Source organism: Pseudomonas sp. WMBT8 (assembly GCF_050916005.1).
Classification (GTDB): domain Bacteria; phylum Pseudomonadota; class Gammaproteobacteria; order Pseudomonadales; family Pseudomonadaceae; genus Aquipseudomonas.
On record NZ_CP188096.1, the window covers coordinates 1899177 to 1920982 of the forward strand.

24 protein-coding genes and 1 tRNA gene are annotated in these 21806 nt (G+C 59.1%); 6 read left to right on the top strand and 19 right to left on the bottom strand.

The window, feature by feature from the left end; translation table 11 throughout:
* Positions 1-31: 31 nt before the first annotated feature.
* Entirely contained in the window at positions 32-949 is a 918-nt protein-coding gene (punR, locus tag ACO77H_RS08535; RefSeq protein ID WP_169953328.1) for a DNA-binding transcriptional activator PunR, read from the bottom strand.
* A 122-nt stretch (positions 950-1071) separates the two neighbouring features.
* Here punR and punC point away from each other — a divergent pair, with 122 nt between their 5' ends.
* Complete coding sequence (punC, locus tag ACO77H_RS08540; RefSeq protein WP_170043401.1) at positions 1072-2256, top strand: purine nucleoside transporter PunC; 1185 nt, start codon at positions 1072-1074, stop codon at positions 2254-2256.
* Here punC and ACO77H_RS08545 read toward each other — a convergent pair.
* On the bottom strand, positions 2253-3086 hold the full coding sequence (locus ACO77H_RS08545) for a nucleoside-binding protein (protein ID WP_169953330.1): 834 nt from the start codon (positions 3084-3086) through the stop codon (positions 2253-2255). The two genes, punC and ACO77H_RS08545, sit on opposite strands and share 4 nt — an antisense overlap.
* 143 nt (positions 3087-3229) lie before the next feature.
* Positions 3230-4180, bottom strand: coding sequence for a LysR family transcriptional regulator (locus tag ACO77H_RS08550; protein WP_172313130.1), 951 nt, complete (start codon positions 4178-4180; stop codon positions 3230-3232).
* 172 nt (positions 4181-4352) lie between these two features.
* Between ACO77H_RS08550 and ACO77H_RS08555 the strand changes: the two genes are divergently transcribed.
* Positions 4353-5864 (top strand): nucleobase:cation symporter-2 family protein, encoded by a 1512-nt coding sequence (locus ACO77H_RS08555; RefSeq protein ID WP_169953331.1) that lies wholly within the window; start codon positions 4353-4355, stop codon positions 5862-5864.
* 70 nt (positions 5865-5934) lie between these two features.
* Here ACO77H_RS08555 and ACO77H_RS08560 read toward each other — a convergent pair whose 3' ends face one another.
* From ACO77H_RS08560 to ACO77H_RS08575, 4 genes are all read right to left on the bottom strand, one after another.
* Positions 5935-6687 carry an alpha/beta fold hydrolase gene (locus ACO77H_RS08560; RefSeq protein WP_169953333.1) on the bottom strand — a complete coding sequence of 251 codons (753 nt, stop codon included), beginning with the start codon at positions 6685-6687 and terminating at the stop codon, positions 5935-5937.
* Between the two features lie 187 nt (positions 6688-6874).
* Positions 6875-8149 carry an MFS transporter gene (locus tag ACO77H_RS08565; RefSeq protein WP_170043403.1) on the bottom strand — a complete coding sequence of 425 codons (1275 nt, stop codon included), beginning with the start codon at positions 8147-8149 and terminating at the stop codon, positions 6875-6877.
* Positions 8150-8232: 83 nt separating this feature from the next.
* Entirely contained in the window at positions 8233-9387 is a 1155-nt protein-coding gene (locus ACO77H_RS08570) for an acyl-CoA dehydrogenase family protein (protein WP_170057768.1), read from the bottom strand.
* Positions 9388-9454: 67 nt separating this feature from the next.
* Complete coding sequence (locus ACO77H_RS08575; protein ID WP_169953341.1) at positions 9455-10294, bottom strand: IclR family transcriptional regulator; 840 nt, start codon at positions 10292-10294, stop codon at positions 9455-9457.
* Between the two features lie 262 nt (positions 10295-10556).
* Here ACO77H_RS08575 and ACO77H_RS08580 point away from each other — a divergent pair, with 262 nt between their 5' ends.
* Genes ACO77H_RS08580 through ACO77H_RS08590 form a run of 3 tightly spaced genes read left to right on the top strand, consistent with a single transcriptional unit; the run spans position 10557 to position 14131 of the window.
* Positions 10557-11342 (top strand): enoyl-CoA hydratase-related protein, encoded by a 786-nt coding sequence (locus ACO77H_RS08580; RefSeq protein WP_169953344.1) that lies wholly within the window; start codon positions 10557-10559, stop codon positions 11340-11342.
* A 2-nt stretch (positions 11343-11344) separates the two neighbouring features.
* Complete coding sequence (locus ACO77H_RS08585; RefSeq protein WP_432755278.1) at positions 11345-12874, top strand: 3-hydroxyacyl-CoA dehydrogenase; 1530 nt, start codon at positions 11345-11347, stop codon at positions 12872-12874.
* A gap of 24 nt (positions 12875-12898) precedes the next feature.
* Complete coding sequence (locus tag ACO77H_RS08590) at positions 12899-14131, top strand: CaiB/BaiF CoA transferase family protein (RefSeq protein WP_169953349.1); 1233 nt, start codon at positions 12899-12901, stop codon at positions 14129-14131.
* Between the two features lie 18 nt (positions 14132-14149).
* Here ACO77H_RS08590 and ACO77H_RS08595 read toward each other — a convergent pair whose 3' ends face one another.
* The 12 genes from ACO77H_RS08595 to ACO77H_RS08650 all read right to left on the bottom strand — a co-directional run bounded on the left by ACO77H_RS08595 (position 14150) and on the right by ACO77H_RS08650 (position 20616).
* Complete coding sequence (locus tag ACO77H_RS08595; protein WP_169953352.1) at positions 14150-14770, bottom strand: hypothetical protein; 621 nt, start codon at positions 14768-14770, stop codon at positions 14150-14152.
* 70 nt (positions 14771-14840) lie between these two features.
* Positions 14841-15236 (bottom strand): DUF1640 domain-containing protein, encoded by a 396-nt coding sequence (locus ACO77H_RS08600; RefSeq protein WP_170043407.1) that lies wholly within the window; start codon positions 15234-15236, stop codon positions 14841-14843.
* A gap of 302 nt (positions 15237-15538) precedes the next feature.
* Positions 15539-16282 carry a hypothetical protein gene (locus tag ACO77H_RS08605; protein ID WP_432755279.1) on the bottom strand — a complete coding sequence of 248 codons (744 nt, stop codon included), beginning with the start codon at positions 16280-16282 and terminating at the stop codon, positions 15539-15541.
* 415 nt (positions 16283-16697) lie between these two features.
* Entirely contained in the window at positions 16698-17024 is a 327-nt protein-coding gene (locus ACO77H_RS08610) for a hypothetical protein (protein WP_170043409.1), read from the bottom strand.
* On the bottom strand, positions 17021-17200 hold the full coding sequence (locus ACO77H_RS08615) for a hypothetical protein (RefSeq protein ID WP_432755280.1): 180 nt from the start codon (positions 17198-17200) through the stop codon (positions 17021-17023). Before ACO77H_RS08615 ends, ACO77H_RS08610 begins: the two co-directional genes overlap by 4 nt.
* A 41-nt stretch (positions 17201-17241) precedes the next feature.
* Complete coding sequence (locus ACO77H_RS08620) at positions 17242-17541, bottom strand: hypothetical protein (protein ID WP_170043411.1); 300 nt, start codon at positions 17539-17541, stop codon at positions 17242-17244.
* Positions 17538-17876, bottom strand: a complete 339-nt coding sequence (locus tag ACO77H_RS08625; protein ID WP_432755281.1) for a hypothetical protein — start codon at positions 17874-17876, stop codon at positions 17538-17540. The genes ACO77H_RS08620 and ACO77H_RS08625 overlap by 4 nt, the downstream gene beginning before the upstream one ends.
* A gap of 5 nt (positions 17877-17881) precedes the next feature.
* Positions 17882-18196 (bottom strand): DUF3077 domain-containing protein, encoded by a 315-nt coding sequence (locus ACO77H_RS08630; RefSeq protein WP_170043413.1) that lies wholly within the window; start codon positions 18194-18196, stop codon positions 17882-17884.
* 354 nt (positions 18197-18550) lie between these two features.
* A complete protein-coding gene (locus ACO77H_RS08635) occupies positions 18551-18856 on the bottom strand; it encodes a ParA family protein (protein ID WP_178123805.1) in 306 nt (101 codons plus the stop codon).
* An 87-nt stretch (positions 18857-18943) separates the two neighbouring features.
* Positions 18944-19019 (bottom strand) — tRNA-Asn (locus tag ACO77H_RS08640).
* A gap of 158 nt (positions 19020-19177) precedes the next feature.
* Positions 19178-19750 carry a G/U mismatch-specific DNA glycosylase gene (mug, locus tag ACO77H_RS08645; protein WP_432755282.1) on the bottom strand — a complete coding sequence of 191 codons (573 nt, stop codon included), beginning with the start codon at positions 19748-19750 and terminating at the stop codon, positions 19178-19180.
* The gene (locus ACO77H_RS08650) at positions 19747-20616 is read right to left on the bottom strand and encodes a LysR substrate-binding domain-containing protein (RefSeq protein ID WP_172313117.1); all 870 of its coding nucleotides are present in this window, start codon (positions 20614-20616) and stop codon (positions 19747-19749) included. Before ACO77H_RS08650 ends, mug begins: the two co-directional genes overlap by 4 nt.
* A gap of 135 nt (positions 20617-20751) precedes the next feature.
* On the opposite strand from ACO77H_RS08650, the gene ACO77H_RS08655 reads away from it, so the two are divergent.
* Positions 20752-21804 (top strand): agmatine deiminase family protein, encoded by a 1053-nt coding sequence (locus ACO77H_RS08655; protein WP_170057774.1) that lies wholly within the window; start codon positions 20752-20754, stop codon positions 21802-21804.
* The last annotated feature ends 2 nt before the right edge of the window (positions 21805-21806 follow it).

Below are 21806 nucleotides of genomic sequence, written 5' to 3' on the forward strand. Positions count from 1 at the left end.
GCCGCCCATGATTGTGCGGGGCATCGCTCGGTTACTGTGAAACGGGCCCGTTGAGCCACTCCTGGTTCATGGTCTGGCTATCCCCCAGGTAGTCCAGGAGCCAGGCCATGGCCGGTGACAGTTTGTCCTGGGCCCAGGCCACGCAGGACGGGCTGGCCGGGAAGGGCCGGGACAGTTCCAGGGCGGCCAGTTCGCCGCTGTCGATCAATGGCTGCACCAGGTGCGCCGGGACCATGCCCACGCACAGCCCGTCCTGCAGGCAATCCATGGCCGAGGCCCAGTTGGGGACCACCAGGCGTCGCTGGTTATCCAGGGTCCAGGTGTCGCGCTTGGGCAGGTTGCGTGAGGTGTCGGTCATGCACAGCGACGCAAAGGGCCGCAATTGATCGTCGCTGAGCAAACCCTCGACCTGTGCCAGCGGATGCCGGGCGCTGACCACGCACAGCCAGTTCAACAAGCCCATGTCGCGAAACGTGAAGTGGCTGGCCACCGGCACCGCGCTGGTGGCGCCGATCACAATATCGGTGCGCTCGTCTGCCAGGGCATCCCACACACCGTTGTACACCTCGTACTCCAGCAGCAGTTCCACTTCCGGGAACTGGCGATAGAAATCCAGCACCAGTTGCCGGCAGCGTTGCTGTTTGACGATGGAATCCACCGCCACTTTCAGCTGGCCGCTCCAGCCATTGGCCACTTGCTGGCACAGTCGGCGGGTGCCCAGCATGGTTTTCATCACGCCACGGGCCTCGTCGATAAACAGGCGGCCGGCGGGGGTCAGTTCCACATCCCGGTGGCGACGGATAAACAACGGCACCGCCAACCACTCTTCGATTTGCCGTACGGTGTAGCTGATGGCCGAGGGTACGCGGTGCAGTTCCTGGGCGGCGGCGCTAAAGCTGCCGTGACGGGCCACGGCATCCACCACGTCCAGGGAGTATTCGGACCACATGGGCATTGCCTTCAAAAATATTGATAAGAGTGTTCAATTATTATCGCTTCACAGCGCAACTGTCAGCCTCATAATAGGCGCCAGTCAGCAAATTGTTTGATGGCAGGATTAACAAGGCTTCAATGAAAAACTCTTTTGGTTTCACCTGGTACCTGGCGGGGCTGAGCATGCTCGGCTATCTGGCCATGGATATGTACTTGCCCGCGTTCGGCGCCATGGGCGAACACTTGCAGATTTCCCCCGGTGCGGTGGGGGCCAGTTTGAGCATCTTCCTCGCCGGTTTTGCCGTGGGGCAACTGCTCTGGGGCCCGCTGTCTGATCGCCTGGGGCGCAAGCCGATCCTGTTGGCCGGCCTGAGTCTGTTCGTGCTCGGCTGCCTGGGGATGTTCTGGGTCGAGACCGCGCCGCAACTGCTGGCCTTGCGTTTTGTACAGTCGATTGGGGTGTGCAGCGCCGCAGTCAGTTGGCAGGCGTTGGTGATTGACCGGTACCCGGCTGACAAGGCGCACCGGGTGTTTGCCAGCATCATGCCGCTGATGTCCCTGTCACCGGCGCTGGCGCCGCTGTTGGGCGCGGTGGTATTGAATCACTGGGGCTGGCAGGCGATCTTCGCCGTGTTGCTGGGTATCTCGCTGTTGCTGCTATTACCGACCCTGTTTCTCAAATCCATGCCCAAACGCCTGGCCGCCGACGGCGAAAAAGCCCGGCTGAGCTACGGGCAACTGTTCAAGTCGCGGGTGTTCATCGGCAATGTGCTGATCTTCGCCGCGTGCTCCGCCAGCTTCTTCGCCTGGCTCACGGCCTCGCCGTTTATTCTCGGTGGCATGGGCTACAGCCCCAATGACATCGGCCTGAGCTATGTGCTGCCGACCCTGGCGTTTCTGGTGGGTGGCTACAGTTGCCGCAGCGCCTTGCAACGGTTCCAGGGCAAACTCTTGTTGCCCTGGTTGCTGGTGGCGTATTGCGTGAGCATGGTGGCGCTGTATTTGGTAGCGACCTTGACGGTGCCGACGCTGACCACCTTGCTGATTCCGTTCTGCTTGATGGCCCTGGTCAACGGCGCCAGCTACCCGATTGTAGTGGCGAATGCGCTGATGCCGTTTTCGGAAAACTCCGGCAAGGCTGCGGCACTGCAAAACACCCTGCAACTGGGCTTGTGCTTTGTCGCCAGCCTGCTGGTGTCGTCGTTGCTGGAGCAGCCATTGCTGGTCACGGTGATCGTGATGCTGGCGACCGCGCCGCTGGCGGTGTTGGGTTACTGGCTGGCGCGGCCCAAGTCGGACGAGTCGCAGTTGGCGGCAGCTTAAAACGTCACTTCCATATTCAGGGTTGGCGTTGAGGTGCGGCTGCCACGGCCGCCGTCCACGCCAAACTTGTTATGCCAGTATTCGTAGCCCACGCCCAGGTATAGGTTGGGCTTGACGCTTTTGCCCGGCCGGACGGCGACCATCAGTGCCGTGCGCATCAGCGTTTCTGCGGCGGTGTCGCGACTGTTGTAGTCGTGGCCCTTGTCGCCGACATGGTTGATGAACCCCTGGAACTTCGCCCCATGGTTGCCGAGCTCGAACGGGCGCATCCAGGTCAGGTTGAGCATGTAGGTGTCGTCGAAGGTGTGGTTCGGATCTTTCGCGCCTGGGATGCCGGAATGGTTGTTTTCCTTGTAGTACATCAGGCTCAGGTCCAGCACCCCGACCGTATTGAACTTCAGGGTCGGCCCGATCACCAGGGCGCGTTTTTTCGCCGACGCCAGGTTGTTGTTGCGGTTGGCGTCGAACCCCAGGGTCAGCGCGTAATCCTTGATCAGCCCGGTGCCCTGCGGCATGTCGAATACCCGTGATGCATACAACTGGTGCCGGTAGACCGCATACACCTCGCTGCCACCGTGATCGGTGCCCTTGCGCGGATCGCGGCTGTCGGACAGGAATACATCGAGATGTAGGAAGTTGCTGCCGTACTGGTAGCCGCTGGCGTGGGTGAAGCTGTAGATGCGCTTGCTGAACTCGTCAGGGTTGTTCGGATTGGTGAACTGTTGCCCGTAGCGAAATCCTACGCTGTTGTTCATCCATTCCACCGCGACAGCCTCCCCGCCGCCGAGGAGTGTGAGTAATACGGTTGCGCCGTGCAGTGCCTTTTTCATTGTTTTAGTTCCTTTGGCGTTTGGCTCATGGCAGCCGTGCAGGGGCCGCCGGGCGCAGTATCGACACAACCGCCGTGCTGCTCAAAGAACAGAATATCGACTGGGCTGCTGCCGAATCGGCAGCACTGAAGCTGGCCTGAAGGTCAGGAAATACACGGTGTACAGGGTGATTCTTCGCGTTCGCGCAAAGCGATTTCCTCGCTGATCAGGTGGGCCATCGACTCCACTGCCGTAGGCAAATCCCGACCTTTGCGCGCATACAGCCCCAGGTCGCTGAACATCCCGCCCTGGTCGCTCAAGGGGATGTGCAGCAACTCACCCCTGGCCAAATCGGCCTCGATCCCGATCCGCGTCTGGAACGCCACCCCCAATTGCTGGCGCGCCAACTGCCGCGCCAGTTCCATGGAATTGCTTTGCAGCAACGGCTTGTGCGCAGCCGGCGAACGTTTGTGCAGCGGGGCAATCAGGTGATGGATCGACAGCTCGCTGTTGGCCTGGATCACCCCGTGTTCAGCGCACAGGGTGTAGCTGACGCTGGCGTGTGAGGCCAGTGGATGTCCCGGTGCCACCAACGCACCCAGGCGGAAATGCCCGACACACAACTGTGTGGTTTCCGCACTGCGTGGCAGGGCAAAGGCCAGCCCCAGGTCTGCCTGGCCGTTGATCACCGCCGCCGGAATCGATTGTGAACCCTGCACGGTCACCCCGATGGTCACCGCCGGGTAGCGCTGGCGCATGCGCTTGAGCACGGCTGGCAGCAACTCCACTGTCGCGCCTTCCACCGTGGCGATTTCCACATGCCCGGTCTGCACCTGGTTCAGGCCTTCGAGTTCGCCGCGCACCCGTTCCACATCCTGCAACACCAGGGTGACATGGCGGGTCAGGATTTCCCCCGCAGCGGTCAGGCGCAACCCACCGGGCAAGCGCTCGAACAAGGCCGCGCCGACTTCGTCTTCAAGTTTGAGGATCTGCCGGTTCACCGCCGACGACGCCACGTTCAGCCGGCGCGCAGCTTCGCGGATCGAATGGCAGCGGCGGACCATATCGAAGTAGCAAATGGCCGCAGAGTGGATGCGCAGCGTGCGGTTGAGCATTTTTTTCAGATCCTTGTGGGCACGGCTTCAAGCCTTGGGGCAGGGCGGCTGAATGGATTTTTGTAACGTCGATGCCGGGTATCTTGTGGAAATGATTGTATACAACTCTATGGACATCCAATCTTTCTATTGCATACAGTGAGCGCACAACAAAAACAGAGATCCCCTCACCATGACTATCCCGAAGGCGTCACCGCAACGGCCAGAAGATGAGAATCTTGGCGTCGCTGCCAACATGGCTTACGGCCTGCAGCATGTACTGACCATGTACGGCGGTATCGTGGCCGTGCCGTTGATTGTCGGCCAGGCGGCCGGGCTATCCCCCGCCGATATTGGCCTGTTGATCGCCGCGTCGTTGTTTGCCGGTGGCCTGGCCACGCTGTTGCAAACCCTGGGCCTGCCGTTTTTTGGCTGTCAGTTGCCCTTGGTGCAAGGGGTGTCGTTTGCCGGTGTGGCGACCATGGTGGCGATTGTCGGCAGCGATGGCGCAGGCGGTGTGCCGGCGATCCTGGGGGCGGTGATGGCCGCGTCGCTGATCGGGCTGCTGATTACCCCGATATTCTCGCGAATTACCAAGTTCTTCCCGCCGCTGGTGACCGGGATCGTGATTACCACCATCGGCCTGACGCTGATGCCGGTCGCCGCCCGCTGGGCCATGGGCGGTAACAGCCGTGCCGCTGATTTTGGCAGCATGCCGAACATCGGCCTGGCGGCCATCACCCTGGTGCTGGTGCTGTTGCTGAGCAAAGTGGGCAGCGCCACCATCTCGCGCCTGTCGATCCTGCTGGCGATGGTGTTTGGCACATTGATCGCGGTGTTTTTGGGCATGGCGGACTTCTCTACCGTGACCCAGGGCCCGATGATCGGCTTCCCTACGCCGTTCCATTTCGGCATGCCGACCTTCCATGTGGCGGCGATCCTGTCCATGTGCATCGTGGTCATGGTGACCCTGGTGGAAACCTCGGCGGACATTCTGGCGGTGGGCGAGATCATCGACACCAAGGTTGACTCCAAGCGCCTGGGCAACGGCCTGCGTGCCGACATGCTGTCGAGCATGTTCGCGCCGATCTTCGGTTCGTTCACCCAAAGCGCCTTCGCCCAGAACGTCGGCCTGGTGGCGGTGACCGGGGTCAAGAGTCGTTATGTGGTGGCCACGGGCGGCCTGTTTCTGGTGATCCTTGGCCTGCTGCCCTTCATGGGCCGGGTGATTGCCGCAGTACCGACCTCGGTGCTGGGCGGCGCCGGGATCGTGTTGTTTGGCACCGTGGCGGCCAGTGGGATACGTACGCTGTCCAAGGTTGATTACCGTAACAACATGAACCTGATCATCGTCGCCACCTCCATCGGTTTCGGCATGATCCCCATCGCCGCGCCGAGCTTCTACGATCAATTCCCCAGCTGGTTCGCGACCATCTTCCACTCGGGGATCAGTTCCTCGGCGATCATGGCGATCCTGCTGAACCTGGCGTTCAACCACTTCACTGCCGGCAACTCGGACCAGCAGTCGGTGTTCGTCGCCGGCACCGAGCGCAGCCTGTGCTTCCAGGATGTGGCGGCGCTGCGCGACGGGGATTATTTCAGCAAGGGCAAATTGTTTGATGCCGAGGGCAAGGAGATCCCGCTGGTGGATGCATCACTGCAGAAAGCGACGGTGGCGGGGCGGGCTGAAACCAGCGAGGTGTAGCCAAAACACCGCAAAAAACTGAATGTGGGAGCGGGCTTGTCGGATCGCTCCTACATTTGATTGGTGGTGTTTAGAAGACCGTTGGTGAGCACACCTCATCCAAAAACTTCACCACCGTGCCCATGCACGGCTGGCGCTCCTCCACATGGGGCATATGGCTGGAGTCTTCAAACAGCGCTGCGCGTACATCGGCGATTTCATCGAGGAACGCCTTGAATTCCAGCGGTGTGGCCTGGTCATGCCGCCCGGAAATTATCAGGGTTGGCACTTGGATCTGCGTCAGCCGGCCAATGCTGATCGGGCCGTGCAGGGCGTTGTAAACCGTAGGATCGGCCGCCATCTGGGCGAAGGTACGTGCCACTTCTTCGGGCCACGGGTTGATCCGGCACAAGGGTTGGTCATCGAAGCCGGCCGCCAGGTTGGCGGCGATCAAGGCGCGCAAGCCCCGGGGTTGGCGAAGCGCGTGTTCACTGCCGAGCCTGCCGCCCCAGGCATGCCCAAGGATTGCGTAATGGTCGCTGATGCGCAGATGGTCGAGCAGGTTGTCCAGCTCTTCGAGAAACAGCTCAACCGTCCAGAAACCGGCGGGCTGGTGGGGCAGGTGGGTGGAGTGGCCATTGCCCAGTTGGTCGTAGTGAATCACCGCATGCCCACTGGCGGCCACGTCCTTGAAGGCGTCCAGGTAGTCATGGGTGCCACCGGGGCCGCCGTGGAGGACGACCAGTGGGGTCTTGCCGCTGTCGAGATTGCCGGTCACGCGGTACCAGGTCTGGTAGCCGCGAAAGGCGGCGTAGCCCTGGCGGATCTGTTCGATGAATTCCATTTCCGGCCCTGCCATCAAAAATTGGTGGGGTACACGATAGTTTGAACAAAACGTTTAAGTAACTGGCAAAACGGCTAGGTTTTCCAGGGGGATTGGTGCGAGTGCCCATTGGAGAAACCGGCTTGCCGGCGATAGCGTATTGGCCTGACGCGCCGCTATCGCCGGCAAGCCGGCACCGACAGCGGGGTTATTGTTTTTGCGGGTCAAACTGCTTGTCGCGGATGAACAGCGCCGGGATCACCCCGCAGATGAAGTACGCCGCGCCCATCACCAAAAAGCCCACGCCAATCGAGCCGTGGGACGCCAGGAAGCCAATGGCCGCCGGCGCGACCGCCGCGCCGATCCTCCCGATGTTGTAGGCGCCGCCCACGGCTGAGCCGCGGAATTTCGCCTCGAAACTCTCGGTCATGTAGGTCGCGTTCACGCCGTAGGGAATGCCATACAGGAAGCCGAAGACAATCAGCAGCCAAAGGATATTCTCCGGGCTCTGGTACAGCACGATCACCGGCAGGAACACCGCCGTCCCCAAGGCGCCGAAGGCGAACACCACGCGCCGCCCCAGGCGATCGGCCGCGAGGCCGGCGAGGATCTTGCCGAAAATCATTGCCGCGTAGGTGCCGACCATGTAGCTGGTCATCGACTTGAAGTTCATCCCCAACTCGCCTTCGAGGTAGGAGGGCATCCAGTTGTTGACCCCGTAGTAGCCAAACTGCAGGAAGCCTGCGGTCAGCGCCCAGAGCAGGAACATGCGGCTGGCCTTGGGATCACTGAAAATCAGCTTGAACATGCCATCGGGCTTTTTCGCCGAGACGCGCTGGGTGCCTTCGGCTTTTTCCCGCGCGCGTTCGGCCTGGGCGTTGAGCCAGGCCTGGGGCTCCGGCACCAGGCGTTGCATCAGCACGGCGAGGATCACCGGGATGATCGCCACGTAGAACAGCCAGCGCCAGCCGTGGTCCGGCAGGATCCAGCCGGCCAACAAGGTCGCGACGATATAGCCCACCGACCAGCCGGCCTGCAAGGTGCCAAGCACGGTGGTGCGGTAGCGGGTCGGCACGTATTCGGCCATCAGGGTGTTGCAGGCGACATACAGCGCGCCCAGGCCGAGGGAGGCGAAGAAACGGGTGGCCGCAAACTGCCAGTAGCTGTGGGTCAGGCCAAGGATCGCGGTGCCCACCGAGAACAGCACGATGCTCCACACCACGGTCTTGACCCGGCCAAAGCGGTCACAGGCCCAGCCGCCGTAAATCCCGCCGACCGCCATCCCGGCCAGGGTGAAACTGCCCAGGCTGCCGGCCTCGACACTGGTCAGGCCGAACTCGGCTTTCAGGCTGCTGAGACTGTAGGACAGCAGCATCAAATCTGCGCCATCGATCAAGAGGCCGAGGAAGCAGAAAATGAAAACAATGATCCACAGGTTGTTTTTTGCGGGCGACAACGCACCCGCCGATGCGGCGACTTCCATAGCGATACCTTGTTGTAGTTGTAGGGCACGGTTTATGGGGGTTTGTAGGAGCCGGCTTGCCGGCTCCCACCGTAGAGGCGGGGTTAGTGCTGGGCCTCGCGAATCATGTTGCGTGCAATCACCAACTGCTGGATCTGGGTCGTACCCTCATACAGCCGGAACAGCCGTACATCGCGATAGAACCGTTCGATCGCATACTCGCTCACATAACCTGCGCCACCATGGATCTGCACACAGCGGTCTGCCACCCGGCCGCACATCTCGGTGGCGAACATCTTCGCGCAGGAGGCTTCGGTGCCGATGTTCAGGCCGTCGTCACGCTTGCGCGCCGCGTCCAGCACCATGCAGCGGGCCGCGTAGATTTCAGCCTTGCTGTCGGCGAGCATCGCCTGGATCAACTGGAACTCGGCAATCGGCTGGCCGAATTGCTTGCGGTCGATGGCGTAGTGCAGGGCATCGTCGAGCATGCGCTCGGCGGCGCCGACGCTGACCGCTGCGATATGCAGGCGGCCCTTGTCGAGCACCTTCATCGCGGTCTTGAACCCCACGCCTTCGACGCCGCCGATCAGTTGCCCGACGGGGACCCGCACATTGTCGAAAATCACGTCGCTGGTATGGGCGCCTTTCTGGCCCATCTTGTGGTCGCGCTTGCCCAGGGACACCCCCGGCGTATTGCGCTCGACGATAAACGCGCTGATCCCGCCCGAGCCCTTGATATCCGGGTTGGTGCGGGCCATCACCGTGAAAATCCCGGCGTGGGGCGCATTGGTGATAAAGCGCTTGGTGCCATTGATCAGGTAATGCTCGCCATCACGCACGGCGGTGGTCTTCAGCGAGGCAGCGTCGGAGCCTGCGTCCGGTTCGGTCAGGCAGAACGAACTGAGCAACTCGCCACTGGCCAGCTTGGGCAGGTAGTGCTGTTTCTGCGCCTCGGTGCCGTCCAGCAGAATGCCGATGGAGCCGATGCCATTATTGGTGCCGAAGTAGGAACGGAATGCCGGCGAGGTGCGCCCCAGCTCGAAGGCGATGCAGACTTCTTCTTCCATGGTCACGCCCAGGCCGCCATAGGCTTCGGGCAGGGTCAGGCCGAACAGGCCCATGTCCTGGAATTGCTGGACGATGTCCGCCGGGATCTCATCGGTCTCGGCGATTTCGTTTTCCCGTGGGATCAGCGCTTCATTGACGAACTGGCGAATGGAATCCAGCAGCAGATGCAGCGTTTGCGGGTCTCGGATCATGTGCATTCCTCGGCGGCCCGTTCGGCGGGCCTGTTGTTTGATCTGCCGAGGCCGTGCACCGATCTGTCTAGCGGGCGGCGGCCTCGATGTTGTTGACCATGTGCTTGAGACGCGGCCCGATGTCGTCTTCGAGTTTTTCCCGGGAAAGGTGGAAACTCGGCCCGCCACAGTTGAACGTCAACAGCCCATGTTGTGCGTGCAGCATGGGCACGGCGATGGCGTTGACATCGCGGTGCCATTCCCCGATCGACATGCAATAGCCGAAGTCGGTGTAGTCCCTGAACGCGCGCTCCAGCCCTTTGCGAATCGTCGGCCAATCCTCCAGATGGCGCTGGCGGATATGGTCGAGCATGAACTCACGCTCGTTTTCCGGCATCGCCGCCAGGCAAGCGCGGCCCGCCGAACTCAAGTGCAGCGGCAGGCGCGTACCGACCTGGCGGCGCATGGTCATGTTCGCTTCGCCCTGGACCACGTCCAGGTACACCATGTCCAGGCGGTCCCGGGTGGCCATTGCGACGGCGGCCTGGGCGTACTTGGCCATGGTTTCCATCAGCGGGTGGGCCACGGCCCGCACCGACAGGTTGGAAAGCATCGCGTAACCAAACGCCATCACCCCCACATCCAACTGGTACCGGCCCGACTGCGGCAGGTGCTTGAGGTAACCCAAGCGGGTCAGGGTGTGCGTCATGCGGGTAATCGTCGGCTTGGGCAGGCCGGTCTTGCGCGCCAGTTCCTGGTTACCCAACACGCTTTCGCTGGGGGTAAAGCAGCGCAGCAGTTCCAGGCCACGGGCCAGGGCCGTGATGAACTGGCGGTCCTTGTCTTCCTCCTCCTCGCTATTCATCGGATCCACCCGCAGATGTTCGAACCCGTTGCTGCCTGCAGGTGCCTCTGGTGTGCGGCGCATGGTAGTCCCTCTTTTTTTATAAAATCAACAAAACAAAATTGTATTCCGCAGTGCGAAACTAAGCAACTGATTGGTTTTCTCCGTGCGTTCCTAATTAACCTTCAATAAACAATGAGTTAATCGAGATTTCATTGGGCGTTGCGGTTTTTGCATTTACACCCGCCGGGTCGATACCTATGATCATGGCTAAATACGGAATGTTATTTCGCATAGCGAAACTAACATTGACCGCACTAACAAGAACATTGCAGCAGGAGTACATGTGGCTAATCCTGATCAACCCGTGGTCTACCTCGACGTCCAGGACAATGGCGTTGCCGTGGTGCGCATCCATCGCCCCGACGTCAAAAATGCCCTTAACGCCCAGGTGCGTGAGGAACTGGCCGGGCACTTTCGTGCCTTGGCCCGGCGCCGGGATGTGCGCGTCATTGTGCTGACCGGTGGCGAGCAGTTTTTTGTGGCGGGCGCCGACATCAAGGAGTTCGCCAGCGCCAGTCCTATCGAGATGTATCGCCGACACACCGAGTACCTGTGGGAAGCGATCAGCCGTTGCCCGAAACCGGTGATCGCTGCGGTCAACGGCTTTGCCCTGGGCGGTGGCTGCGAGTTGGCGATGCATTGCGACATGATCGTGGCCGGCGAATCGGCGCGTTTTGCCCAACCTGAGGTCAAGCTCGGCCTGATGCCGGGTGCCGGCGGCACACAACGCCTGGTGCGTGCGGTGGGAAAATTCCAGGCCATGCGTATTGCCCTGACTGGCTGCATGGTCAAGGCCCCCGAAGCCCTGGCCATGGGCATGCTTAGTGAGGTGGTGGCCGACGACCAGACCTTGCCACGAGCCCTGGAGCTGGCGGCGCAGATCGCCGCGCTGCCGCCGCTGGCGGTGGAGCAGATCAAGGAAGTGATGCTTGCGGGCGCCGACCTGCCGCTGGAAAGCGCCCTGGTACTGGAGCGCAAGGCGTTCCAATTGCTGTTCGATTCTGCGGATCAGAAGGAGGGCGCCGCGGCGTTCTTCGAGAAACGCACACCCAACTACCTCGGGGAATAACCATGGCCGATTCGATCAACATCATGGGCCTGGTGGGCACTGGCGTCATGGGCGCTGGCATCGCGCAGATTGCCGCCCAGGCCGGCGTGCGCGTGCGCTTGTTCGACGTCCGCGATGGCGCGGCGCAGGCGGCTCGCGACAGCCTCGACGCGACCTTCGCCAAGCTGGTCGGCAAGGGCAAGCTCACCCAGGCGGCCACGGACAGCGCGTTGCACAACCTGCACGTGGCCACCAGCCTTGACGCCTTGCACGATTGCGACCTGGTGGTTGAGGCCATTGTCGAAAACCTCGATGCCAAGCGTGGCCTGCTGCACCAGTTGGAGGCCATCGTGACGCCGGGGTGCATCCTCGCCAGCAACACCTCATCGCTGTCGGTCACGGCGATTGCCGCGGGTTGCCAGCATCCTGGGCGAGTCGCCGGCCTGCACTTTTTCAACCCGGTGCCGCTGATGCGCGTGGTGGAAGTCATCGACGGCCTGGCCACCGCGCCAGCCGTCGGCGAGGCCTTGCTGGGATTTGTTGCGCGCACCGGCCATCGTGGCGTGCGTGCCAAGGACACTCCCGGTTTTATCGTCAACCACGCCGGCCGTGCCTACGGCACCGAAGCCTTGAAGATGCTGGATGAAGGCATTGCCGAGGGGGGCGATATCGACCGCATCCTGCGCGACGGTGCGGGTTTTCGCATGGGGCCGCTGGAGCTGCTGGACCTCACCGGCCTGGACGTTTCCCACCCGGTCATGGAATCAATCTACAACCAGTTCTACCAGGAGCCGCGCTACAAACCCTCGGCCCTGACCCGGCAGATGCTGGTGGGTGGGCGCCTGGGACGCAAGACCGGCCAGGGTTTCTACCGCTACGAAAATGGCCAGAGGATCGACGGCCCACAGCCGCAGCCGGTGCCGACTATTACCACGCTGCCACCGGTGTGGATCGCCACGGAAAACCCCGAAGACCACGAACGCCTCAGCACCTTGCTGATCAACCTCGGCGTGCAATTGGAGACGGGCGCGCAGCCGTCGCCCGCTGCGTTGTGCCTGCTGGCACCTTACGGCCGCGACGCGACCGCCACCTGCGAGTGGTTCCACACCGATCCGGCGCGCACCTTGTGCATTGACCTTCTGCCCGACCTGTCGCGCCATCGCACCCTGATGCAAAACCCGCTGACTGCCGCGCCGATGCGTGACGCTGCCCACGCCTTGCTCGCCAGGGATGGCGTGGGGGTGACGGTGATTGGCGACAGTGTTGGCTTTGTGGCCCAGCGTACCTTGGCGATGGTGGTCAACCTGGCCTGCGACATTGCGCAGCAGCGCATCGCCAGCGTCGAGGATATCGATCAGGCGGTACACCTGGGCCTCGGTTACCCCCATGGCCCGCTGGCTTGGGGCGACGCCCTCGGGCCCCGCAGGATTTTGACGATTTTGCAGCGCCTGTGCGAGATCACCCACGACCCACGCTACCGCCCCAGCCCCTGGCTGAGACGCCGTGCGTTGCTGGGGATTTCCTTGCGCCATCCAGAGCCGGCAATCGGCTGACACAGACTTTCAGGAATAAAAACAATGGGTGCATTAACAGGTTTGCGTGTACTGGATTTGAGCCGGGTATTGGCCGGCCCATGGTGTGGCCAGGTGTTGGCGGACCTCGGCGCGGAAGTGATCAAGATCGAGCGCCCGCAGAGCGGCGATGACACTCGGGGCTGGGGGCCACCATGGATGAAGACCGACACCGGCGAGTCGTCCGGGCAGGCGTCGTATTACCAGTCCACCAACCGCGGCAAGCTGTCGGTGGCCATCGACCTGGCCAGTACCGAAGGCCAGGAACTGGTACGGGCGCTGGCGGCCAGCTCCGATGTGCTGATCGAAAACTACAAGGCCGGTTCCCTGGCGCGCTACGGCCTGGACTACGCGACACTGGCCCAGATCAACCCGCGCCTGGTGTATTGCTCCATCACCGGCTTCGGCCAGACCGGCCCGCGTGCGCAAGAGCCCGGCTACGACTTCATCATCCAGGGCATTGGCGGCCTGATGAGTATTACCGGTGAGCGCGACGACTTGCCGGGCGGCGGCCCGCAAAAAGTCGGCGTGGCATTTTCTGACCTGATGACCGGGCTGTATTCCACCGTGGCGATCCAGGCCGCGCTGCTCAGCCGCGAACGCACCGGCGTCGGCCAGCACATCGATATGGCCCTGCTGGATGTGCAAGTGGCAACCCTGGCCAACCAGAGCATGAACTACCTGGCCTCCGGCAAAGTGCCCCAGCGCTTTGGCAATGCCCACGCCAATATCGTGCCGTACCAGGTGTTTCGCGCCGCCGACCGCGACTTCATCATCGCCTGTGGCAACGACAGCCAATTTATCGCCTTGTGCCACAGCATCGGTCTGCCACACCTGCCGGACGACCCGCGTTTTCGGCGCAATGCCGACCGTGTCGCCCATCGGGCCGAAATCGTCGAGCTGCTGTCGGCGCACTTCCTTGGCCGCACGGCAGATGAGTGGGTCAGCTGCATCCATGCCTCGAAAGTGCCGGTGGGTGCGATCAACAACATCGCGCAATCCCTGGAAGAGCCGCAGGTGATTGCCCGTGGCTTGATGGTGAAGATCCCCCATCCGCAAAACCCCGACTTCGCCATGGTTGGCAGCCCGATCAAGATGTCTGGCACGCCAGTGGAGTACGTGCGACCAGCGCCGATGCTGGGGCAGCACACGGATGAGGTGTTGGCGGGGCGGTTGGGGTTGTCTGGTGAGGAGTTGGGGCAACTGAAGAGTAACGGGGTTATTGAGCAGTTGCCGTGATGGGCGCGCGTTGGGTTGCTACTGAAATATTTTGCTCAACGCGCCCATATCCATGGCTTCATTCATTTTCAAGGGCGCAGAAAAGGTGAAGGGCTCCTTGTAGAGTGACTCGTAGTCCATCTGCACAAATACGTCATTCCTTTGTAGGAACAGGCTCATTTGCAGCAGGCACAAGGGGCCGAACTGGGTGCTTTTAGTCGGCTCCAGAATCACGATGTCGTTTCCCGGCCTTACGGCTGAGCCTTTGGTGGGCCAGCCTTTGGCGAAACATTCAGGATTCAAGCGCGCTTTCTCCAGCACGGCGGGCCAGCGACTGTCCCCCAGCCCATCGAAGTGTTCATCGCCAACGCGAATGCTGAACGCAGTGATGATGCCCGGCCCAATCCCTTCATTGGACAGGTACAGGCCGCTTTTTTGTGCCGTTAAATGCGGAGTGATCATCAGGTAGGGCCGTACGGACAGTCGGTTGTGCTCACGCATCAGGTCCAGTTGCCAGAAGGAAATCGACGCGGCGGCAATCGAGATCACCACGGCTGCCAGTGAGAGCAGCGTACCTAAAGATAGCTTGGGTGTTTCCGGCGTCAGGGGAGTGATGGGGTGGCGCGGTTTGAAAAAGGGATGGTCATGCAGTTTTTTCACGTAGTCCGACTCCTTGTCGAATGGGTAGGTCTTGGTGGGTTAATGTTGGCTGGGATGGTAAAGCAATGAGTCAGGAGGAAATGACATTCCCGTAAATCTCGTAAAGGTTTTTGATGATAGGAAACCCAAAGCAGATGACCAGAAGCCAGAACTGCCAGCGCAGCAGGGTCATGCCCGACTCCAGCTTTGAAATAGCCCCTTGAAATTGACTCGCCTGACTTTCAACCAGTGCGCGTAGCTCCACGCCCTGCTCTCTGATGGACGCGCCTTGGTCTTTGATCACTGCGGTCAGGTCGGTACGTAATGTTGCGATCGAACCCTCAAGATGGGATTCGGTGCGTTCTAAGTCAGCCTTTGATGCGAAATTTTTCACATCGTCCTCCCAAGCATTAACGGCTGCTTTGGCTTTGTTGTTTGGCACGCTGATGGAGGTCAGTGCGTCATATAGGGCAAGCGAGATTTTCATCGTGTCTCCTGCGGCTGGCAAGTGACGTAGAACCCCACCGGACGGCAGGTCCTGTCACCGTGAGGGGTGTTGCACTCGATCGACGAGAGCTTCGACGACAGCGCTACCGGCGAAATATTCGACTTAAGCGCTTTGATGATCCAGTCGGACGGTTCCTGCATTTTTGTAGGTTGAGTGAGATGGCTTTGAACAGGCCGTATCGATAAAGGCTGTTGATGCTAAATTTCAATATTTTTTATTTGGTAGGCTAAATGTAAGTATGATGTTTTGTGGTGGTGAGTTATGCGCATATTAAATAGTGGTCAAGGAAGTAGTTTTTGGTTTGTCGTTCTGGTGTTTTTCAGTTTGAATTGTGTATATTTCCATATGGCGGTGATCGTGAAAGCTAAGATGTAAAGAGCGTAAATCAGAATTTCGTAAGCAATAAAATTTAGGTGGTGTAAGTCGACTATGTTTTTTTCAATTTCTATTATTTCTATTTTTAGCTGTCTAGAAAATGCCGGAATGACAGTGCTGGCGATGCTGTAATTCTTGTTCAGATTTTCGTTATAAATATTTGAGAGTTTTAGCTTGGCATTTTTTGAGTTTGGATTTTCAAAAAAATCACTGAAGCCTATTGCTACTTCGGTGGTTAAACTCATTCCGGAAAGCAACTCTTTGTGTAAGGATCGACACTCGCTGCACGCGAGTCTGATTCCTGCCGATGAGGCGTAATTGATGCGCAGTTTTTCAACGGTTTTAGTAGCGTAATTTCTACCAGTGCTCTGCTCTTCTTTGTTGATGTGTTCTTTGTTTTCGAGTGATTTGTAATAAAGTAATATAGGCCCTAGATCGGTGTGGCTCTCTTTGTACAGGTCAATGATTTTAAGTTGAAGCTTTTGTTCGGGGCCGGTGTCATCTAATAGTATGGAGTGGTCTAGTTGGTTTTTAGCTGTTTTACGTATTTCCGATAAGCTGGAAGAAATTCCACTTAGGCAGTATGTTAAAATTAGCGTGGCGATAAACCAGGTTTTTGCGTGCCAGATTTTTTGCAGAAAGTCTTCCATGATAAATGCCTGATTTGAGGTTATCTAATTTTTAATGGGTAAGTGCTGTCGAATCCTCAACTCGCAGGTCACGTTCTTTGTCGCCGACGTCAACCATGGCGTAGTCTTTTCGCTCGTATTTTTTGAAGCTATCTTCAGTGGGGAGCGAGTAACGTTTTGATGACATGCGGGCAGCCGGGAGAAGATAATACTATTCTTTTCCACCTGCATAGCATTTTGCCATAACTGCAAGATTTTGACTCCTCCTGGATACGTTGACCCAAATAAGCTCAGGGGGCATGATCCGTGCATTTGCTAAGGCTTGCGGCAAGAAACTCATCCCTAGGGCTCGAGATCGTTCAAAGTGTAGATCTTCTGCGTGTCAACTGACGAAACGAACCCGAAAAGGATCGTTTCGTCGACATCCTAGGGAGGTTTATTGCAGCACTGTTTCTCTCCTCAAATAGTAAATCGCCTCATGCTCGATATGTCTCGCGGTGCCGGACAGGTCTCCCAGCAGCTCGAGAAGCCACCCCAGGTTGCAAATGTGTACCTCGCCCAACTCGTCAGCGCAGATACCAAGTGCGGCACCTATCGCGCTGACTCCCAACTCCGCAGCAAGCGCTGAGTTCTCAGCGCCTCTTTGAAGGGTTTTAAGTCTTTCAGCCTGCTCTTCGGTAGGTACTGCTTTGGGGTTGAGTGCTAGCGTTGAGAACTCTTCCAGCATGCAGGGAAGGAGCGCGTTTATCGACAGTGTTTTCATGGTGTGCGCTCCAGAGAGTTGAGAAAGTCACATAAATCGTTGTGAGCTAATTCACTGAGGAAGGTGATCGCTGAGAAAATAGCGTCCTCTCCATGAATGTCGATTTGTGCTGGATCAGCGCAGCCGTTGTGTCCCAAATTATTTGTGAGTACTTTTGCCAACTGATTGATGGTCAATAATTGGCATTCCAAACGGTAGGGGATCTTGTCTACTTACTTCATGGGCGCCCTCCGTATGCTTCAGGCGATGCACCATTTCGTTGCTGTTTCAAATCCTCGACAAGTGCCGCGGTGAACCGGTTTTCAAAATCTTCATGCATGCAATCAATACCGTTTGCTTGATCCATGCAGAACAGCTCTCCCATGCGCGCCATGTGGTGAGCATCCGAGTGTTCATCGGTTGTCAGTTTCAACGCCTTGAATGCGGTTTCAGCTGATTTGAGCGTTTGATATGCATCCTCCAAGGCGCTCAACGTCTCATCGGTGATGGAAATGATGGTATTCAGAGGGCTGCTCATTGACCTGCCTCCTGTAGTGCAGGCTTTCTCACGACTTTATGCACCCAGGTGAGCGTCGAGGTGGTATCAGACGCTCCTATTGATTCTTTCCAGGCCTGCTTACTGTCTTCTTCGCAGATGTATGTGGGGTTGTTTGCGTTCTCCCAGGCATCGGTGACAGCCTCCTCCAGTTCCAGACCCAGGCACTGTATTGCGCGCAGATAGCCTTCCATGTGTTGCTGGCGAATCGCACCAGGTGCTTTGGTTATGTCTTCGAGAATCAAGTCGTTGATCAGCACCTCTGTGAGGGCATTTAAACCCTGAGCGGCAAACATGAGGCGTTCGGCTTTTGGCATGCAAATCATTGGGCACCTGCGCGGCGATTACCAAATTCGACATCGTGGGTTGCTGAGTCCAGTAACGCTTTGCTGGCTTCGATCAGGAAGCGGATCGCATAGATTTCATAAGCGCCCAGTTCACCGTCAATCAGATGGTCAAGCAGGCGTTCAGCGGAGCCCAGTAGGCAGCTTGAAGTGTTCATTGCATCAATAACCGGAGTGCCGGGTTGAACCTGCAGTAAATATTTCCTTTGGTGGACTCCCGAGAACATATGGAAGGGCTGAGCGGTGGTGAGTAATTGCTCACCGGGATTCTGGCTATCTGTAGAACCTTTCATTTCACATCTCCGTCAGTGTCAGGCTGCGAGCGATGTCGAACTAAGGCTGGGCTTGGGCATTGTGACCGTTTCACAGATTTGGCTTCGAGCCAAGCCTGATGCCAAATTTCCTGCTCGCGTTCAGAGCATAGAAATTTTGGTGCTCATGTTCTCTAGGTGTGACCTTGGAAAACTCCTAAAGCTTTGGCAGAAATTGCTTACCAATGGGAATGAAAAATCAGGAGTGAATGCAGGAAATTGCTAACACCTATTTCTTGGAAGGTGAGGCAAAACCAAACAGAGCTTTTTAAACATAATCTTGAGATAAAGGCTTTAACTTTAGTGCGCTCGGCTTATGGATACTGTCCGGATTTACTAAGCTAGAGGCTCTGGAATACAGGCATTACGCGGGAAGTAGGTATCGTTGCCATGATGAGTATTTTTTTGGGGGGGACGTGCCGCAGATAGGTTGTGAATAGGCATTATGGTTTTGAGTAACCATGGGTTAAACATACTAACGGGCCTCATGCGTGATCGTATAAAAGATGACGACGAAGGCCGGTTGTCCAGATCAATGAGGTGGGTGTGAAGACTTGAGTCGGCACAGAACGCGCCTAGACTGGCTGTGACCGTGGTTTTCCTCGGTCCGCCTTTTGTTGAGAGTACTGCAGCGATTTTCATGGCGATGGTCTCTAAAGTGAAGAATCAGAGACGACGCGTAGATCAGGCTATGCCTGGATCACCAGCTTGGGTGACCCGATTGAGATATGGCTCCACGACCTGGACTCGAACCAGGGACCCAATGATTAACAGTCATTTGCTCTACCAACTGAGCTATCGCGGAATGCGGCGTATCTTACTGATTGAAAAGGATAAGTCAATCGATTTGTGTGATTTCCAGCAGGATATGCGCGGTTCCTTTGGCACCTTTTATCTGGTGTTTGAGTTCAGCGACTCGCCGTTTACGTTGATCGTGAACCTGGGGAGTGCGTAGCGTATGGCTTATGTGCTGTCGTTGCTGCCACCCAGCATGTCGCTATCTGAACGGGCGCAAACTGCGCGCCTTCCAGGGAATGCTGCCAAACAGAGCCGCCCATACGCTGCCACCAACTGCTCCAACGTAAACGCCAGATTCCGCCCGCTGGGATTGGGCAGCACCCACACCGCAGCATCCCCCAACGTCCGCGGTTGCAGCCCCCACGCCACCTCGCGTTGCCCCGACAACGCGCAATAACCCGCCTTGCCCAGGAACGCCACATAGCGCGGTGCATACTGGCGGATTTTGTTTTCAAAGCCCTCGGCCGCCGCCTTGAATTCATCCTGGGACAACTGATCGGCCCGCGCCGTTGGCCGTTCCACGACGGTCGTCAGCCCGCAGTGGTACTGCAAGATTGTCCGATCATTCTCGGGCTGAACTTGATGTGGGGTAAACCCAGCCAGGTGCAAGGTGCGCCAGAAGCGGTTGCTGCGTCCGGCAAAATGATGGCCCTGGGCGGCTGCCAGCAGGCCCGGATTGATCCCGCAAAAAATCACGGCCAGCCGCTCGGCCAGGATGTCTTCCAGTCCTTGACTCATGTCGGGGCACCCTGCGCCAGGTTGTCCAGCAACCACTGGCTGAAGCTGCGCGCCAGTGGGTCGTTTTCGCTGTCGCGGTGGGTCAGCAAGGCCCAGTTGGGGCCGCGAATGGTCGCGTCGACCAAAGGTTGCAGCAGGCCGTTGTCCCGCGCGTGCTGGCTCAGTAACTGGCTGACCAGTGCGATGCCCAGGCCACCGCAGGCTGCGTCCAGCAGCAGGCCGGGGTCGGAGAAGTTCAGGCCCTGGTCCTGCTGGCCCACGTCGATCCCGGCTTCCACCGCCCAATGGCTCCAGTCCATTTCCCGCTCGCCATGCAGGGTCGTGCGTTGCTCGCGGGGCAGGGCCAGTACGCTGGGGTGCGCGGCGGGATATAGACGGTCGGTGTGCAGCACTTTGAAGCTGCACTCGGCCTGGGCGCTGATGTCGTCACGCACGGCGAGGTCGATGGTCTGGGTGGCCATGTCGGGTACTTCGTCGGTGCTGAACAGCCACAAATCCACGTCCGGGTGGTGTCGGCGGAAGTCGGCCAGGCGCGGCAACAGCCAGTGGCGGGCAAAGGCGGGCGTGGTGTTGAGCACCAGTTGATTGGCCTTGCGGTACTGCCCCAGCCGGCGTACGCCCACTGACAACTGTTGCAACAGGGCCTGGGTGGTGCTGAGGAAATCATGGCCGGCATCGGTCAGGGCGACGCTGCGCCCGTTGCGAAAGAACAGCGGCTGTTCCAGGTACGCTTCGAGGCTGCGGATCTGTTGGCTGATGGCCGATTGGGTCAGGTGCAGTTCGTTGGCAGCCTTGTGAAAACTGCCCAGCCGCGCCGCCGCTTCGAAGCCGCGCAGTGCCCCCAGGGGCGGCCAGTGTTTAAGCATGCTGATAAGTTTCTCTAATCATTTTCCTGCAAAATCCATCGTTTGTTTGGCGGTTTGGCCAAACGTAGCATGGATCCCCATAGCGTGTACGTCGTTTTCGGTGAACACAAAGGCTTAACTCAGAAGGGGGTTGTCATGCTGCAGAACGAGATGCCACACAGCGGCTGGAGGATGCCGGCGGAATGGGCCAGGCATGCCGCGACCTGGATGGTCTGGCCCCATAACCAGGCACTCTGGGAGGCGGGATGGCGCGTGACCCTGGCCCAAGTGCAGGCGGATTTTGCGCGGGTCGCCAATGCCATCGCGCGGTTCGAGCCGGTGAAGCTGGTGGTTGACCCTTGTGCACTCGACACGGCCAAAGCCCTGTGCGGCCCCAACATCGAACTGATCGCGCTGGCGGTCAACGACAGTTGGTGCCGCGACTCCGGCCCCAGCTTTATTGGCCACCCGCAATTGGGCCTGGCCGGTGTGAGCTGGCGTTTTAACGCGTGGGGCGGCAAGTCGGCCCACGACCTGGACGAAAGCCTGGCCCGGCGCACCCTCAACCACTTGGGCCTGCCATGCTTTGGCACGCCGTTGAGCAATGAAGGCGGGGCGATTCATGTGGACGGTGAGGGCACGTTGATTACCACCGAGTCGGTGTTGCTCAACCCCAATCGCAACCCGGGCATGGGCAAGGCCGAGATGGAGGCGTTCTTTGCGCGCTGGCTGGGGGTGACAAAAACCATCTGGCTGCCGGGCGATCCGGATTACGTCACCGGGGATATGACCGACGGCCATGTCGATGGTGTGTGCGCCTTTGCCCGCCCCGGCGTGTTGCTGGTGGACGCCACCCACGACCAGGGTTCGGTGTACGCCGAGGTAGCACGGGAAAACCGCCGCGCCCTGGAGCTGGCGACCGATGCCAAGGGCCGCCGGTTCGAGTTGATCGAGCTCTTTGAGGCCAGCGAGGCGGTAGATGCCGACGCCGAGGTGTTTTGCGCGTCCTACACCAACTTTTACATCGCCAACGGCGCGATCATCATGCCGGCCTATGGCATTGCGGCCGACCAGGTGGCTGCCGAGGTACTGGCCCAGGCATTCCCGGATCGCGTGGTGGTACCGGTGCGTATCAACCACCTGGCCCATGGCGGCGGCGGCGTGCATTGCATCACCCAGCAGCAGCCGGCCTGGCCGGTGGAGGGCTGATG

Coding starts and splice junctions, on each gene's coding strand:
- ACO77H_RS08620 (WP_170043411.1), bottom strand. CDS start 17,541: ATGAGCAGCCCTCTGAATACCATCATTTCCATCACCGATGAGACGTTG.
- ACO77H_RS08575 (WP_169953341.1), bottom strand. CDS start 10,294: ATGCGCCGCACACCAGAGGCACCTGCAGGCAGCAACGGGTTCGAACAT.
- ACO77H_RS08650 (WP_172313117.1), bottom strand. CDS start 20,616: ATGCTTAAACACTGGCCGCCCCTGGGGGCACTGCGCGGCTTCGAAGCG.
- ACO77H_RS08600 (WP_170043407.1), bottom strand. CDS start 15,236: ATGAAAATCTCGCTTGCCCTATATGACGCACTGACCTCCATCAGCGTG.
- punR (WP_169953328.1), bottom strand. CDS start 949: ATGTGGTCCGAATACTCCCTGGACGTGGTGGATGCCGTGGCCCGTCAC.
- ACO77H_RS08545 (WP_169953330.1), bottom strand. CDS start 3,086: ATGAAAAAGGCACTGCACGGCGCAACCGTATTACTCACACTCCTCGGC.
- ACO77H_RS08550 (WP_172313130.1), bottom strand. CDS start 4,180: ATGCTCAACCGCACGCTGCGCATCCACTCTGCGGCCATTTGCTACTTC.
- ACO77H_RS08565 (WP_170043403.1), bottom strand. CDS start 8,149: ATGGAAGTCGCCGCATCGGCGGGTGCGTTGTCGCCCGCAAAAAACAAC.
- ACO77H_RS08585 (WP_432755278.1), top strand. CDS start 11,345: ATGGCCGATTCGATCAACATCATGGGCCTGGTGGGCACTGGCGTCATG.
- ACO77H_RS08590 (WP_169953349.1), top strand. CDS start 12,899: ATGGGTGCATTAACAGGTTTGCGTGTACTGGATTTGAGCCGGGTATTG.
- mug (WP_432755282.1), bottom strand. CDS start 19,750: ATGAGTCAAGGACTGGAAGACATCCTGGCCGAGCGGCTGGCCGTGATT.
- ACO77H_RS08555 (WP_169953331.1), top strand. CDS start 4,353: ATGACTATCCCGAAGGCGTCACCGCAACGGCCAGAAGATGAGAATCTT.
- ACO77H_RS08560 (WP_169953333.1), bottom strand. CDS start 6,687: ATGGAATTCATCGAACAGATCCGCCAGGGCTACGCCGCCTTTCGCGGC.
- ACO77H_RS08570 (WP_170057768.1), bottom strand. CDS start 9,387: ATGATCCGAGACCCGCAAACGCTGCATCTGCTGCTGGATTCCATTCGC.
- punC (WP_170043401.1), top strand. CDS start 1,072: ATGAAAAACTCTTTTGGTTTCACCTGGTACCTGGCGGGGCTGAGCATG.
- ACO77H_RS08610 (WP_170043409.1), bottom strand. CDS start 17,024: ATGAAAACACTGTCGATAAACGCGCTCCTTCCCTGCATGCTGGAAGAG.
- ACO77H_RS08605 (WP_432755279.1), bottom strand. CDS start 16,282: ATGGAAGACTTTCTGCAAAAAATCTGGCACGCAAAAACCTGGTTTATC.
- ACO77H_RS08635 (WP_178123805.1), bottom strand. CDS start 18,856: ATGAAAATCGCTGCAGTACTCTCAACAAAAGGCGGACCGAGGAAAACC.
- ACO77H_RS08625 (WP_432755281.1), bottom strand. CDS start 17,876: ATGCCAAAAGCCGAACGCCTCATGTTTGCCGCTCAGGGTTTAAATGCC.
- ACO77H_RS08655 (WP_170057774.1), top strand. CDS start 20,752: ATGCTGCAGAACGAGATGCCACACAGCGGCTGGAGGATGCCGGCGGAA.
- ACO77H_RS08630 (WP_170043413.1), bottom strand. CDS start 18,196: ATGAAAGGTTCTACAGATAGCCAGAATCCCGGTGAGCAATTACTCACC.